This is a genomic window from Pelagivirga sediminicola (assembly GCF_003072125.1).
Taxonomy (GTDB): Bacteria; Pseudomonadota; Alphaproteobacteria; order Rhodobacterales; family Rhodobacteraceae; genus Roseovarius; species Roseovarius sediminicola.
This window is the reverse complement of record NZ_QCYH01000001.1, coordinates 596,476-611,030: the sequence shown is the minus strand read 5'-3', so window position 1 is coordinate 611,030 and position 14,555 is coordinate 596,476. Positions and strand designations below refer to the sequence as shown.

Annotated in this window: 15 protein-coding genes; 6 read left to right on the top strand and 9 right to left on the bottom strand. The window is 68.1% G+C overall.

Going from position 1 to position 14,555, the window contains the following annotated elements:
• Positions 1-21: 21 nt before the first annotated feature.
• The 3 genes from DC366_RS02855 to DC366_RS02845 form a co-directional block, all read right to left on the bottom strand.
• A complete protein-coding gene (locus tag DC366_RS02855; protein ID WP_108690633.1) occupies positions 22-852 on the bottom strand; it encodes an ABC transporter permease in 831 nt (276 codons plus the stop codon).
• A complete protein-coding gene (locus DC366_RS02850; protein ID WP_108690632.1) occupies positions 845-1,852 on the bottom strand; it encodes an ABC transporter permease in 1,008 nt (335 codons plus the stop codon). The genes DC366_RS02855 and DC366_RS02850 overlap by 8 nt, the downstream gene beginning before the upstream one ends.
• A gap of 131 nt (positions 1,853-1,983) precedes the next feature.
• A complete protein-coding gene (locus DC366_RS02845; RefSeq protein ID WP_108690843.1) occupies positions 1,984-3,705 on the bottom strand; it encodes a peptide ABC transporter substrate-binding protein in 1,722 nt (573 codons plus the stop codon).
• A gap of 265 nt (positions 3,706-3,970) precedes the next feature.
• Between DC366_RS02845 and DC366_RS02840 the strand changes: the two genes are divergently transcribed.
• Positions 3,971-5,131 carry a M20 aminoacylase family protein gene (locus DC366_RS02840; RefSeq protein ID WP_108690631.1) on the top strand — a complete coding sequence of 387 codons (1,161 nt, stop codon included), beginning with the start codon at positions 3,971-3,973 and terminating at the stop codon, positions 5,129-5,131.
• 28 nt (positions 5,132-5,159) lie between these two features.
• Here the strand turns inward: DC366_RS02840 and DC366_RS02835 are convergent, their stop codons facing one another.
• From DC366_RS02835 to moaA, 3 genes are read right to left on the bottom strand one after another with little or no spacing between them, the layout of a single operon-like run.
• Positions 5,160-6,197, bottom strand: coding sequence for a glycosyltransferase family 4 protein (locus DC366_RS02835; protein ID WP_108690842.1), 1,038 nt, complete (start codon positions 6,195-6,197; stop codon positions 5,160-5,162).
• A 32-nt stretch (positions 6,198-6,229) separates the two neighbouring features.
• On the bottom strand, positions 6,230-7,537 hold the full coding sequence (locus DC366_RS02830; RefSeq protein ID WP_243405012.1) for a 3-deoxy-D-manno-octulosonic acid transferase: 1,308 nt from the start codon (positions 7,535-7,537) through the stop codon (positions 6,230-6,232).
• 4 nt (positions 7,538-7,541) lie between these two features.
• Positions 7,542-8,549 (bottom strand): GTP 3',8-cyclase MoaA, encoded by a 1,008-nt coding sequence (gene moaA / locus DC366_RS02825; RefSeq protein ID WP_108690630.1) that lies wholly within the window; start codon positions 8,547-8,549, stop codon positions 7,542-7,544.
• Between the two features lie 142 nt (positions 8,550-8,691).
• On the opposite strand from moaA, the gene DC366_RS02820 reads away from it, so the two are divergent.
• The 3 genes from DC366_RS02820 (at position 8,692) to DC366_RS02810 (ending at position 11,309) form a co-directional block, all read left to right on the top strand.
• Positions 8,692-9,183, top strand: a complete 492-nt coding sequence (locus DC366_RS02820) for a hypothetical protein (RefSeq protein ID WP_108690629.1) — start codon at positions 8,692-8,694, stop codon at positions 9,181-9,183.
• Positions 9,184-9,423: 240 nt separating this feature from the next.
• The gene (locus tag DC366_RS02815; RefSeq protein WP_108690628.1) at positions 9,424-10,089 is read left to right on the top strand and encodes an HAD-IA family hydrolase; all 666 of its coding nucleotides are present in this window, start codon (positions 9,424-9,426) and stop codon (positions 10,087-10,089) included.
• A complete protein-coding gene (locus DC366_RS02810) occupies positions 10,086-11,309 on the top strand; it encodes a DegT/DnrJ/EryC1/StrS family aminotransferase (RefSeq protein ID WP_108690627.1) in 1,224 nt (407 codons plus the stop codon). The genes DC366_RS02815 and DC366_RS02810 overlap by 4 nt, the downstream gene beginning before the upstream one ends.
• On the opposite strand, the gene DC366_RS02805 is transcribed toward DC366_RS02810, so the two are convergent.
• Positions 11,299-11,772 carry a CreA family protein gene (locus DC366_RS02805; RefSeq protein WP_108690626.1) on the bottom strand — a complete coding sequence of 158 codons (474 nt, stop codon included), beginning with the start codon at positions 11,770-11,772 and terminating at the stop codon, positions 11,299-11,301. The genes DC366_RS02810 and DC366_RS02805 overlap by 11 nt on opposite strands.
• Positions 11,772-12,245, bottom strand: a complete 474-nt coding sequence (locus tag DC366_RS02800; RefSeq protein WP_108690625.1) for a pyridoxamine 5'-phosphate oxidase family protein — start codon at positions 12,243-12,245, stop codon at positions 11,772-11,774. The genes DC366_RS02805 and DC366_RS02800 overlap by 1 nt, the downstream gene beginning before the upstream one ends.
• Positions 12,246-12,265: 20 nt before the next feature.
• On the opposite strand from DC366_RS02800, the gene DC366_RS02795 reads away from it, so the two are divergent.
• On the top strand, positions 12,266-12,709 hold the full coding sequence (locus DC366_RS02795; RefSeq protein WP_243405011.1) for a hypothetical protein: 444 nt from the start codon (positions 12,266-12,268) through the stop codon (positions 12,707-12,709).
• A gap of 165 nt (positions 12,710-12,874) precedes the next feature.
• On the opposite strand, the gene DC366_RS02790 is transcribed toward DC366_RS02795, so the two are convergent.
• Positions 12,875-13,486, bottom strand: coding sequence for an OmpW/AlkL family protein (locus DC366_RS02790; protein ID WP_108690624.1), 612 nt, complete (start codon positions 13,484-13,486; stop codon positions 12,875-12,877).
• 253 nt (positions 13,487-13,739) lie between these two features.
• On the opposite strand from DC366_RS02790, the gene DC366_RS02785 reads away from it, so the two are divergent.
• Complete coding sequence (locus tag DC366_RS02785; protein ID WP_108690839.1) at positions 13,740-14,405, top strand: glutathione S-transferase family protein; 666 nt, start codon at positions 13,740-13,742, stop codon at positions 14,403-14,405.
• Positions 14,406-14,555: the final 150 nt, after the last annotated feature.

Genomic DNA, 14,555 nt, shown 5'->3' with positions numbered 1-14,555 from the left:
CGCGGGAGGGGCGGCAGCCCTCTATTTCGGCCCCGCCAGATCGCGCAGCGTATCGCCGAGCGCCATGATGCCCACCGCGCTGAGCGTAATCAGCGCACCGGGCCAGAGCGCGCGGCCGGGATACTGGCCCAGCTGCGGCGTGCCCTCGAAGATCAGGCGCCCCCATGTGGGCAGGTCGGGCGGAAAGCCAAGGCCAAGAAAGCTGAGCGCGCTTTCGGTCAGGATCGCCGATGCGGCGGCAAGCGATGCCGAGACCGACAGGGACGCGGCGACATTGGGCAGCACGTGATGCGCGATCATGCCCGCGGGGCGCCGCCCGGCAAGGCGCGCGGCGGCGATGAAATCGCGCTGCATGACGCTGCGCACCTCGGCGCGCAGGATCCGCGCAGTGCCCATCCAGCTGCTCGCGCCGATGGCCACGGTGACCAGCGCGAAAACGCCCATTTGCGGGCCAAGCGCCGCAGCCAGCGGCGCGCGAAACAGCGTCGCCGCGATCAGGAGAAGCGGCAGCAGCGGCACGCACAGGAAGATATCGGTCAGCCACATCAGCGGCGCGTCCAGCCGCCGGGACATGCCCGCCGCCGCGCCCACCGCGGCGCCGATCACGGTGCCCATCAGCGCCGCCGCCGCCGCCACCGCGAGCGAGATGCGCCCCCCGGTCAGAAGCCGCGCCAGAAAATCGCGGCCCAGTTGATCGCGGCCCAGCGGGTGCGCCCAATCGGGCGCCGCGTTGCGCGCGCCGAGATCCATCGCGCCGGGCGCCGCGCTCCAGACAGCGGGACCGATCAGCACCGCCGCCAGAATGAGGGCGAGCAGCATCGCGCCGAGGGCAGGGCGCCGCGCGCTACGCATGCGCGGTTCGCGGATCTATGCGCGCGATCAACACGTCCGCGCCAAGATTTGCCAGCACGATCAGCACGGCGATCAGCATCGTCACCGTCTGAACCGTCGGCAGATCGCCTGCCTGCAATGACTGGATCAGCAACTGGCCGATGCCGTTGACGCCGAAAATCTGCTCGGTCACGATGGCACCCGCAAAGACCTGCGGCGCGCCGAGCGCGGCGACCGTCAGCACCGGCACCCACGAGTTGCGCAGCGCATGGCCCAACAGCACGCGCCGCGCGCCCAGCCCCTTGGCGCGCGCGGTGAGGATGTAATCCTGCGCCAGCGCGTCCAGCATCGCCGCGCGGCTATAGCGCACGGTCTGCGCGAGGGTCTGCAGGCTCAGCACCGCGACTGGCAGGATCATCTGGCGGATCTGGACCGCCGCGCTGTCCCATCCGGTGACGGCCAGCGTCGTGTCATAGGTTGTCGGCAGCCACTCCAGCCGGATCGCAAAGACATAGATCAGCACCGCCGCCGTGAAAAAGGGGGGCAGCGCATGGCCCATCGCGGCCAGCCCCGTTCCAGCCCGGTCAAGCGTGCGCCCGCGCCGCGCCGCCGAGCCGATGCTCAGCGCGATGGCGCCGAACGTGCCCAGCAGATAGGCCAGCCCGACCACGACCAGCGTCTGGGGCAGGCGCTGCGCGATCAGGCTCATCACCGGCGCGCGCGTCTGCCAGCTGAGGATGCGCGGCGCGCCTGCCGCAAGATCGGTGTCCAAAAGCGCGTCGGCCGCGATGGCAGGCTCGACCACCAGCATCTGCCACAGCCAGCGTGCATATCGCTCGGGCGCGGGCTGATCGAGGCCGAGGGCGGACCGCATCTCCGCGCGCACGTCTTCGGGGATGGATGGCGGCAGTTGCGACATCGGATCGCCCGGCGCCAGATCCAGCAGCAGGAACACCAGCCCCGACACCACCAGCAGCGTCGACACGACCATCAAGAGGCGGCGAAGGAAGGGCGGGCGCATGGGCGGGGCCTGTGGCAGAGCGGCAAGGCAGGGCGGGGCGGGGCAGGCGCCGCCGGACGGCAGCGGCGCGCAAGCGGGTGCGCGGCGGCACCATCGGGCGCGGCGCACCCGCCGTCAAGGGCGCGACGCGATCACTGCGCCATGCGATGCCATTCGGCGACGTTCCACAATTCGCTGTCCCATGCATTCATGCGCACACCTTCCAGCGCGGCCGAATGGGCCGAGATGCGCGCCCGGTCCACCAGCGGGACGACGACATGGTTCTGCACCAGCATATCGTTCAGCGTGCGCGCCAGTTCCGCGCGCTCCTCCAGCCCGGCGGTGACGGCCAGCTTGTCCAGCAGCCTGTCATAGGCCGGATCGCACCACGCGCCCACGTTCTGGCCCTGCCAGCCATTATCGCGGTCCGGGATGTTCTTGCAGGCCCAGCCGGACAGGTAGGCTTCGGGATCGGGGCCATCGGACGCGCCGGCATACATCTGGATATGGGCGCCGAATCTCTGCAGCGTATCGGGGCTGCTTGCATCGCTGCTGAAAAAGACCGACGCGTCGATGTTGCGCAGCTCGGTCTGCACGCCGATCTGGCGCCACCATTCCTTGGCCAGAAGCTGAAAGTCCTGGCGCACCGCATTGGTGGAGGTCTGAAACACGAAGCGCAGCTGCTTGCCCTGGCGTTCGCGCACGCCGTCGCCATTGTCATCGGTCCAGCCGGCATTTTGCAGGATCGCCTGCGCGCGGGCAATGTCCTGCGCCGCGCAGCCGTCGTTTTCGCGCGAGGCATAGATGCGCGGCCCCGGCAGGATGTTGCAGGTGACACGCCCAGCCGCGCCATAGCCGATCTCAACCATCAGTTCCCGGTCCAGCGCCATGGCCAGCGCGCGCCTCACGTCCGGATCGGACATTGCCGGATGCGGCAGCGGCGCGGCCTGCCGGAGCGTCGAGGGGGTCGGCGCCGGCTCGCGCAGGTTGAAGGCAAGACGCTCGACCAGCGTCGAGAAGGCCGTGACGACACGGCCCTTGCCGCTCGCGGCCATCGCGGCCAGCACGTCGGGGCTTAGCTGAAGGTTCCAGGCATAGTCGAATTCGCCGGTCTCCAGCACCGTCCGCGCGGCGGAGTTGGCATTGCCGCCGCCCTTCAGCAGGACCGATGCAAAGGCGGGCTGATCGTCCACACGGTAATGGGGGTTCATCTCGAAAAGGGCCGCATCGCCGGGACGGAACTGGACCGCGCGAAAGGGGCCGGTGCCGATGGGGGCGAAATTGGCGGCCGTGCAACTGGCGGCGCGCGGCCCGATACACTCGGCGAATTGCGCCGCCTGCAAAAGCGGCGTCTGCGGGCCGACGAACGGGCCATAGGGATGGGGCTTGGGGCTGTCGAAGCGCAGCACGGCGGTCAGCGGCCCCGGCGTGTCGACCGCGGCGACATCGCGAAACTTGGCCTGCTGCGCACAGCCGCTGCCCGGCGCGGTGCAATATTCCAGCGTGAAGCGGATATCGGCGGAGGTCACGGGGCTGCCATCGGACCAAGTCAGCCCCGGCTTGAGCCGCCAGGTGATGCTGCGCAGATCGGGCGCAACGCCGCCGTTCTCCAGCGTCGGAATGGACTGGACCAGCCACGGCACCATCTGTCCGTCGGGGTCCAGCCGCGCCAAAGGCTCGACGATGAGGCTGGCGGCCTCGACATCCTTCACGCCGCCGGACAGATAGGGGTTCAGCGTCGAGGGCGCCTGCCAGTAATACAGCCGAAGCTGGCCGTCCCGGCCGCGCGCGCCGGACGTCTCGGACGCGTCGGCGGCGGGCGCGGTAAAGGACAGGCACAGCGCAAGGGCTGCGGCAATTGGTCTGACGGGCATGTCATTCTCCGCGATCAATCGGGGCCGGGCCGTAAAAAACGGTAAACAAAATACCTGCACGCGCATTTCACTGACATGAAACGACGCCGTATTTCTAGAGGGTTCAGGCGATTTTGAGGATATAGTTCGAGAAAATTCGATTTGCATCCACCCGGTCGCGTCCGTTTTGGCCGCGCGCCGCGATCATGCCGCCCAATGCCCTTTACGCGGCCCCCGCGCGGCGTCATCCTGCGGGTCAGGTGACCTCTGCCGCAGGAGTCGATTGATGCCCATCAAGAACCGCTTTGCCGAAACGCATGATGCGATCACCTCATGGCGCCGCGATATCCACGCCCATCCCGAACTGATGTTCGACACGCACCGCACCAGCGCGCTGGTCGCCGACAAACTGCGCGCGTTCGGCTGCGACGAGGTGGTGACTGGCGTCGGTCGCACCGGGGTTGTGGGCGTCATCAAGGGGCGCAAGGACAGCTCGGGCAAGGTGATCGGCCTGCGCGCCGACATGGATGCGCTTCCCATGCAGGAGGCGACGGGCGCGCCCCATGCCAGCACCGTGCCGGGCGCGATGCATGCATGCGGCCATGACGGCCACACCGCGATGCTGCTGGGCGCCGCCGAATACATCGCCCAGACGCGCAATTTCGACGGCACCGCCGTGGTGATCTTTCAGCCCGCAGAAGAGGGCGGCGCGGGCGGTCTGGTGATGTGCCAGGACGGCCTGATGGAGCGTTTCGGCATTCAGGAGGTCTATGGGCTGCACAACTGGCCGGGCATGCCTGCGGGCAGCTTTGCCATACGGCCGGGTCCGTTCTTTGCCTCGACCGATGAGTTCGAGATACAGGTGCGCGGCTGCGGCAGCCACGCGGCCAAGCCGCATGAGGGGGTCGATCCGGTGGTGATGGCGGCGCAGCTGGTGACGATGATCCAGACCATCTCCAGCCGCAATGCCGATCCGACCGAACAGCTGGTGGTGACGGTCACGTCCATCGAATCCTCGTCCAAGGCATGGAACGTCATCCCGGACGCCGTGCACCTCAAGGGGACCATCCGCTCGCTGACCGAGCGCATGCGCGATCTTGCCGAGACCCGCCTGCGCGCCATCTGCGCCAATCTGGGCGCGGCGATGGGCGGCCGGATCGAGCTGCGGCATGACCGCAATTATCCGGTCATGGTCAACCACCCTGAGCAGACCGAATTTGTCGCCGATGTCGCCCGCAGCGTGGCCGGCGCATGCAGCGAGGCGCCGCTGGTCATGGGCGGCGAGGATTTCGCCTATATGCTGCAGGAACGGCCCGGCGCGTATATCCTGCTGGGCAACGGCGACACGGCGCCGGTTCACAACGTCGAATATGATTTCGACGATGCGATCATCCCCATGGGGTGCAGCTGGTGGGCCGAACTGGTCGAGAGGCGCATGCCTGTCTGAGCGCCTCGCGGCCCCGCGAAGGCGGTGTTCAGCCGCCCGACCAGAGCGCATCGTAGACCGCGCCGATACCGTCCGCCTCGGCCTCGACGCTGAAACGGGTGGTCGCGGCCTGCCGCGCGGCCCGCGCCATGGCGCCGTGCCGCGCCGGATCGCCCAAAAGCGCGGCCAGCGCGGCCGCCGCCTCACCTGCGGTCTGGGCGATGATGCCGCAGGTGCCGTCTTGGCTGAACTCGCGGTAGTATCCGGCATCGGTGGCGACGAATGGCACGCCGCTCGCCATGCCTTCGAGCGGGGCCATCCCGTAGCCCTCGTAGCGCGGCAACTGCACCACCGCCGACAGGCTGCGCACCAGCGCGGGGAGCGCCTCGGGCGCGATTTCACCGGGAAAGAGAATCTGCCGGGTGAGGCCCGCGGCGGCGACCCGGTCCTTAAGCCCTTGCAGGAAGGCCGCGTCGCCTTGGCTTGCGCGGCCCAGCACCAATGCGGTCAGATCGGGGCGCTCGGGCAACAGCTGCAGCATTGCCTCGATAAATCGGTCGGTCCCTTTTTCGGGGCGGATACGCCCGATTGTGGCGATGCCGCGCGCGCCGGGATGGCCGGTTGCGGCCCATGCCTGCGCGCGGTCGGTGGCGGGCACGAAGGCCGCGCAATCCACACCATGCGGCACCACGGCGCGCAGATTAGGCACGAAGCTGCCCGCGCGCTCGGTCGTGGCGATGACCGCATCCATGCGCGAGATCAGCCAGCGCGGCAGCGCCGAATGGCGCCGCTGGGCCGCCGAGGTAAAGACGATGCGGATCGGCAGGCGCAGCACGTCGCGCGCCCAGAGCGCCGCGCGCATTTCGGTGTTGCGCCTGACATGCCAGATCACGAAGGGCTTGCCCGGCGGCGCGTTTCGCGACAGGCGGCGCGCCTCGGCCCGGCTCACCGGCGCGGGGCAGCCGGGCAGGGGCCGGCCCGCCAGCACCAGATCATAGCGCGGCGCCTGCGCGCGCAGAACGCCGGCCGCGGTCGCCGACACGCCGGTAAAGTTGCGGTTGAAATTCGTGACGACAAGATCGGTCAAGGGACGGCTTTCCGGCTGCATGCCGCCTTGGTCTATCCCAGCTTGAGCGCCGCGCAAAGGGTCGCGGCAAGATCCTCCAGCGCGTCGTCCTGCGCCGCGGCGAATTGGCGCGCGGCGTCCTGCATCGCGCCCAGATCGGCAGGCGTGGCCAGAAGATGCCGCACGGCGCGGCCCAAATCCTGCGCATCCGCGACCTGCCGCGCCGCGCCCGCCGCGTCCATCTGCGCATAGCTTTCGGCAAAATTGGCGTAAAGCGGGCCGTGCAGCACCGCCGCGCCCGCATGGGCCGCCTCGAACGGGTTGTGCCCGCCGACGGGGGTAAAGGATCCGGCGACGCAGGCAACCGGCGCCAGCGCATACCACAGGCCCAATTCGCCCAGCGTGTCGGCCAGATAGACCTGCGCGCCCGCCTCAGGCCCCGCGCCCGCGCTGCGGCGCGTATAGGTCAGCCCGGCGTGCCCGATCATCTGCGCGATGGCGCCCGCGCGGTCGGGGTGGCGCGGCACGAGGATCATCAGCGCGCGGGGCAGCTCGGCCAGCACCGCCTTGTGCGCGCTCAGCGCGATCTCTTCCTCGCCCGGATGGGTCGATGCGGCGGTCCAGACCGGGCGATCCGCGACATCCGCGCGCAAATCCGCCAGCGCGGGGGCGTCGCAGGGCAGGGGGCCAGACATCGCCTTGAGATTGGCGCCCTGCCGCGCGTCCGGCGCGCCCAGATCCGCCAGATGCGCCGCCGTGCGCGCATCCTGCGTGTGGATCATGGCGAACAGGCCCAGCAGATGCCGCGCCGTGCCGCCCAGCCGCGCCCAGCCGCGCGCCGAGCGGTCCGAGATGCGCGCATTCAGCAGCGCCAGCGGCACGCCCCGCGCCGCCGCGAGGCGCAGCATGTTCGGCCACATCTCGGATTCGATGAAGACGCCGCCATCGGGGCGCCAGTGGTCCAGAAAGCGCCCCACGCAGGCCGGGCTGTCCAGCGGCGCGAACTGGTGAACGCAGCGCGGCGGCAGGCGCGTGGCCAGCATCTGCGCGGATGTGGCGGTGCCGGAGGTCAGCAGGAAGTTGAGACCGGGATGCATCTGGCCCAGCTGCGCGATCAGGCGCAGGACCGACAGGCTCTCGCCGACGCTGGCGGCATGGAGCCACAAAAGCGGGCCGTCCGCCCGTTCCTGCGTTGGATGCCCCAGCCGCTCGACGATGCGCGCAGGGTCGGTGCCATGCGCCGCCAGCTTGCGCGCAACGCGCCTGTAGGCCAGCGGCAGCGCCGCGCGCGATGCCAGCGCATAGACCTTCAGCAGCGCCGTCGGCCGCCCGGATGGCCCGCCGCCGTCCTGCAGCGTCACGCGCCTAGCCGCCCGTGTGGCTCATGTGGCGGGGCATCTTGCCGTCCACCGTCTGGCGCGAATAGTCGAAATCATGGCCCTTGGGCTTGCGCGAGATAGCCGCGCGGATCGCGCTTTGCAACGGCGCGATGTCGCCCGGATTGTTGCGCAGCGCAGGGCGCAGATCGGCCATGTCCTCCTGCCCGAGGCACATGTAGAGCTCGCCGGTGCAGGTCAGGCGCACGCGATTGCAGCTTTCGCAGAAGTTATGCGTGAGCGGCGTGATGAAGCCGATCTTCTGGCCCGTCTCCTCCAGTCGCACGTAGCGTGCGGGCCCGCCCGTGCGTTCGGGAATGTCGGTGACGGTGTAATGCTCGGCCAGCCGGGAGCGCAGGTCCTTGAGCGGCCAGTATTGGCCCAGCCGGTCCTCGTTGCCGATATCGCCCATCGGCATGACCTCGATCCATGTCAGGTCCATGTCACGGCTGGCGCACCATTCGGTCAAGCTCAGAAGCTCGTCCTCGTTGAAGCCCTTCAGCGCCACCGCGTTGATCTTGACCCTAAGTCCCGCGCGCTGCGCCGCGTCGATGCCGCGCAGAACCTGCGGCAGGCGGCCCCAGCGGGTGATGGCGGCGAATTTTTCCTCGTCCGCGGTATCGAGCGAGATGTTGATCCGCCGCACCCCCGCGGCATGAAGATCGTCCGCGAACCGCTCCAGCTGCGAGCCGTTGGTGGTCAGCGTCAGCTCCTTCAGGGCGCCGCTGTCCAGATGGCGGCGCATCGCGTCAAAGAACGTCATGATGCCGCGCCGCACAAGCGGCTCGCCGCCGGTGATGCGCAGCTTGCGCACGCCCATGCCGATGAAGGTGCTGCACATGCGGTCCAGCTCTTCCAGCGTCAGAAGCTCTTTCTTGGGCAGGAAGGTCATGTTCTCGGACATGCAATAGACGCAGCGGAAATCGCAGCGATCCGTCACCGAGACGCGCAGGTAATCGATGGCACGCTGAAAGGGGTCAATCAAAGGTTCGGTCATACCCCATAGGTAGGCCGCAGGCGCCCGCGGGGCAAGGGGCATCCCGCCCGCCGGGTGCGCCGGATGGCCGCTACGCGCCGGGCGCGGCAGGGCGGCAAAGCAAGGGATTGAACGGGATGCGCGGGCGCCGTAGGCTGCGAGCATGAGATACGTGATCCTTTTGTCGTTGGCCGCGCTGGTGGCTGGTTGCGCGAACGCGCCGGACTGGTTGTCGCCTGCGCCGCGCCCTGATTCGGCCGCTGAAAGCCCCGGGGACGAGGCGCCGGACGCGGTGCGCACCGCCAGCGCAACGCCCCCGCCCAGAACGGCGCGCACGGTGGAGGAGTTCGACACCACCACCGACGAGGCCAAGGCGGCGGCGGTCAAGCCGAGCGCCGGGGGCAAGGATCTGGGCCTGACCATCGCCAGCCTCGGGGCGGCGGGTGAGCCGGGCTTCTGGCTCAAGACGCCGCTGGTCTCCGCGCCGGGGCCGGGCCGCGTGGTCTATCCGGCCAATGGCAAGACGGTGCAGGTCGATCTGATTCCACTGGGCGGCGAGCCGGGCGCGGGCAGCCGCATGTCGCTTGCCGCGCTGCGCCTGCTGGAGGCGCCGCTGACCGGCCTGCTGGAGGTGCGCGTCTTTTCCTTGCCTTGAGGCATCGCATTAACAGGTGCAATCAACGATTTGTTAACAAATGTAATTTTCAGGGGCGCACCCCGGCAATCGGCAATGCGAGGCGCAGCCAGTTGCGGATCGTGCCGATAGAACTTGGGGCGCAGCGGCGGGTGCCTGTCAGGCGGGCTGATGTCTTGCTTTCCTGCCAAACCGATACACTTGAAACAGCCATGAGGCCGCGCGCAGATACGCGGCGGCCGCAACATCCGGAGGGCGCAGATGCGCAGCATCGTTTTCGATCTTGACGGAACGCTGGCCGATACCAGCGGCGATCTGGTCGCGGCGGCGAATGTGTGCTTTCGCCAGATGGGCGCGGGCGATCTGCTGAGCGCGGGCAGCGATGCCGGCACCGCGCTGCAGGGCGGGCGCGCCATGCTGGCCCTGGGACTGGAGCGGATGGGGCGGCTGCCGGACGCCGCGGTGCTGGACGAATACTACCCGATCCTGCTGGACGCCTACGCCGAGGCCATCGACACGCATACGGTGTTCTATCCGGGCGCGCTGGACGCGGTCGAGGCGCTGAGAAGCGCGGATTTCAAGGTGGCGATCTGCACCAACAAGCCTGAATACCTGGCGCGTCTGCTGCTGGCCAATATGGGCGCGCTGGACCTTTTCGGCGCGCTGATCGGCGCCGATACGCTGGCGGTGCGCAAGCCCGATCCCGAGCCGCTGCGCGAGGCCGCGCGCCGCGCCGGGGGCGATCCGGCGCGCTGCCTGCTGGTGGGCGATACGATCACCGACCACACCACGGCCCGCGCGGCCGGTGTGCCATCGGTTTTGGTCACATTCGGGCCGAACGGTGCGGACATGGCCGGACTGATGCCCGACGCGCTGCTGGATGATTTTGCCGACCTGCCGGCGGCCGCGCTGCGTCTTTTGCCATGACAGCGCCGCGCGCCTCCGAGCGGTTCACCGGCAGCTTCACCCAGCAAGAGCCGATCCCCGAGGACGCCATCGAGGCGGCGGTCGCCGTCATGCGCTCGGGGCGGCTGCATCGCTACAATACCGAGGGCGCCGAGATCGGCGAGGTGCCCGCGCTGGAGCGTGAGTTTGCCGCCTATACGGGCGCTAAATACGCGCTGGCGGTGGCCTCGGGCGGCTATGCGATGGGCGCGGCGCTGCGCGCGGTGGGGGTCCGGCCCGGCGACAAGGTGCTGACGAATGCCTTCACGCTGGCGCCGGTGCCCGGCGCGATCGCGGGCGTCGGCGCCGTGCCGGTTTTCGTCGGCGTGACCGAAGCGCTGACCATCGATCTGGCGGATCTGGAGGCAAAGGCGGATCAGGCCCGCGTTCTGATGCTGAGCCATATGCGCGGACATCTGGCGGACATGGACCGGCTGATGGAGATCTGCGACGCCGCGGGCATCACCGTCATCGAGGATTGCGCGCATACGATGGGCGCCGCATGGCGCGGGCGCAAATCAGGGCGCGACGGGCTGATCGGCTGCTATTCGGTGCAGACCTACAAGCATCTGAACGCGGGCGAGGGCGGATTTCTGATCACCGACGATGACGAGGTCATGGCGCGCGCGATCCTGCTGTCGGGGTCCTACATGCTCTATGGGCGCCATGGCACGGTTCCGCCGGAAGAGGCGTTCGCGCGGATAAAATACGCCACGCCCAACGTGTCGGGCCGGATGGACAACCTGCGCGCTGCGATCCTGCGCCCGCAACTGGCGCGGCTGGAGGCGCAATGCGCCGCCTGGAGCGCGCGCTATCGCGAGGTCGAGGCGGGGCTGCGCGGCACGCCGGGGCTGACGGTGATCGAACGGCCCGAGGAGGAGAGCTTTGTCGGCTCGTCCATCCAGTTCCTGTTGCTCGACTGGCCCGCGCCCCAGGTGGACGAGGTGCTGGCGCGCTGCGCCGCGCGGGGGGTGCAGCTCAAATGGTTCGGCGGCGCCGAGCCTGCGGGCTATACCAGCCGCTATGACAGCTGGCACTATGCGCCGAGTGCGCCGATGCCCGCCAGCGACCGGGTGCTGCGCGGCATCATAGACATGCGGCTGCCGCTGACCTTCACGCTGGACGATTGCGCCATGATCGCCCGCATCATCCGCGCCGAGGTGGGCGCGGTCTGGCAGACGGGCGCGCGCGTCACGGGGTGACTTGCAGGCCCACGGGCACCGTCGAGATCGACACCTTGGCCGACCCTTGGGTCAACTCGCGACCATGCGCGACATAGACCAGCGAATTGTTGGCCTTGTCATAGATCCGCTTGACCCGCAGCGATTTGAAGATGATCGAGCGGCTGGCGCGAAACACGTCCTCGCCGCCCTTGGAGCGGTCGATATCGCCCAGCGTGATCGGGCCTGTCTGCTGGCACTCGATGGCGCTGTTCGACGGATCCTCGAACCAGTTGCCATTGGCCAGTCGGTCGATCAGGCCGCGCTTGAAATACGCCAGATGGCAGGTGACGCCGGTGACGTCCGGATCGTTTATCGCCTCGATCACGATGTCGTTGCCGGCCCAGTCCACCCCGATCTCGCCCACCTTCTCGGCGGCGGCCGGGACAGCAAGAAGGGCCGCCAAAAGGACGGCCCCCGTTGCGCGTGCTGCGTGCAGCCCCATCAGAACGTGATCTTTCCGTGGGTGCCGGGGCTTGCCGTATCGCCGCCCATGGCAGAGGTCGCCATATCGTAAAGCGCCTTGGCCGTGCCATCGCTGGCCCAGACCTCGGCGGTCTTCGGGGTGAAGCGCACAAGGCGCACGTCCGGGTCATCCTTGCCGTCCTCGAACCATGCGGCGTCCATCGGCGACCAGATTTCTTCGAGCTTGGCGCGGTCCGTCTCGACCGAAAGTGTGCCATCGACGAAGGCATAGATCTTGGCGTCACCGCTGGCGATCTGGTAGCGGGCGGACTTGCCTGCCGCCGCGTCCTTGCCGATATCGGTGTGGTCCGCGGTCAGGAACCACAGCGCGCCGTCATCGCGATGGGCGTGATGCGCCATGGGGCGCGGATTGGTGCCATCTGCGGACAGCATCCCCACGTTGACGTTTTCGACGCGGTCCCAGAAGGTGGCTTTGAGGTCTGTATCGGTCATGTCGGTCCTCTTGTCTGATTGTGTTTCACCCGCTCAACGATGCAGCAGGGCGCGCGGTTCCCGCCTGCTGCGGCGGTCAGGCAGGGGCCGGGCGGAAAGGGGGAGCGATCGGGGATCGGCACGATACCGCGGCAGGGCGGCGCGGCGCGCGCTGGCTGTTTTACGTCCCCGTAATCGCGCTGGTCGCGGCCAGCGCCGTGATCGGCCTGTCTCTGGGCCGCAAGGCCGCGCGCACGGATGAGACGGACATGATCAGCCAGATCGCCGCGCGCTATGTCGCCGAAGCAGGAGGCGCGGCGCGCGTCACGGACTGCACCGCGCGTCCGGCCACATCGCAGGTCTTGTGGCTTGTTGTGACTTGCATGGCGCCGGGGCGCGAGGGGCGCGAGTATTTCATCGACAGGTTCGGAGCGGTTCGGCATGTCGCGCATCTGCCTGCAGCCGGAGCAGCACGGATCAGATAAGCTTGGACGCGTGATGAAATCGCAAGTGAGCTGGATGACTGGCCAGCGACATTGACATCAGGATCGCGGCGCATTTTAGACTGAGGACTCGCCCATGCAAAAGGCCGCCCCGCAGTCGGGGCGGCCCGAATTCCCGGCCTTGCCCGCAAGGGGCAAGCCATGGGATCAGAAGCGGTGGACGTAGGCCACGCCGACCACGAAGGGGTCGATGTCGACGGTGCCGATCTTGGTGCCGTTCACCTTCGCATCCGTGGCGATATCGATGTAGCGCATATCAAGGCGCAGCGAGCCCGCATCGGAGATCTTGAAATCGACGCCCGCGTGCGCCGCAAGGCCCCAGCTGTCGTCAAGGCTCAGGCCCGCGCCGCTGTTCAGCTTGTCGTCGAAGAAGGTCGTGTAGTTGACACCGATGCCGACGAAAGGCGTGATGTTGCTGTCATTCACGAAATGATACTGCAGCGAGATGACGGGGGGCAGATGCTTGGTCTTGCCGGCCTTGGCGCCGTTGATCTTGATGTCATGCTCGAACGGCCACGCGGCCAGCACCTCGATGCCGACCCGGTCCGCGACGAAATATTCGAATGTCAGCGTCGGGCGCACGTTGTCGCCGACCGAGATACCGCCCGCCGCGGTGGTCGAGGTGCCGCCCTGCGGCAACACGCCGTGAACGCCGAGGCCAAGGGTCATGTCGCCCTTTTGCTGGGCAAATGCGGGGGCGGCGCCTCCGATGGCAGCGACGGCACATGCGACGGCTGCGGCTTTGATGTAGGTGGTCATGTCTTTCGTTCCCTTCCAAGTTCACGCATCCCGTATGCCGCGCTGCGGCGGCGGACTTTGACGTGAATCAAATGGGCAGATTTGCGGGCGCGTTGTCGTGCGCTGTGGCGTAAATGACACGGGCGCCGCCCGCGCCGGATGTCGGCGCGTTTTCTGGCGGGCGCGCAACCCTTTGTGCTTTGCGGGGTTATACGGCCATGCGGCATGATTTATGCTGCGCGCGCCGCGCCCCCGGAACCGACAGGAGACAATGATGATCACGCTCTATCACGTGCCCCAAAGCCGCTCGATGCGGGTTCTGTGGCTGCTGAACGAGCTGGAGGTGGAGTACCGGCTGGTCGAAATGCCATTCGACGGCTCGCTGGGAACCGAGGAGTTCCTCACCCGCTCGCCCGCGGGCCGCGTTCCCGCGCTGGAGATCGAGGGCGAGCGCATGTTCGAGAGCGGCGCGATGGTCGAATATCTGTGCGAGCGGTTTCCCGAACGCGGCATCGGCCGTCTGCCGGGCGCGATGGACCGCATGGCCTGGCTGGTCTGGGTGCATTTCGCCGAAACGCTCAGCCAGCATGTCGCGGCGCTGACCCAGCAGCATATCGTGCTGGCACCCGAGGACCGCAGCGCCGCGGTGATGCGGATCGAGGTGGCCCATCTGCATCAATGCTATGCCGCGATCGAGGCGCGGCTGAGCACGCCGGTGGAGAATCGCGATTATCTGCTGACGGGAGGGTATTCGGCGGCCGACATCTGCGTGGGGCAGGCGGTCTACATGGCGCGGCATTTCGCCCCGCTGGACGACTATCCCGAGGCGACCGCGTGGTTCGAGCGCATCGCCGAGCGGCAAAGCTATCAGGACGCGCTGCCGGGGGATGCAGCGAATTGCATGTTCGCGCAGCCCTTCTATCCCGCGCCGGGTGAGTGAGGCGCCGCGCGCGCCGCGATTGCGGGCCGTCCGTTTTCATGCGGTCCCGGTTGACCCCACCCATGGGCAGGGATAGATACATCGGCAGTCAACCTTGCCACTTTATCGGCCGCGCAGGCCGCGCCGCGCGCCGTGCCCGGCAGAAAAGGA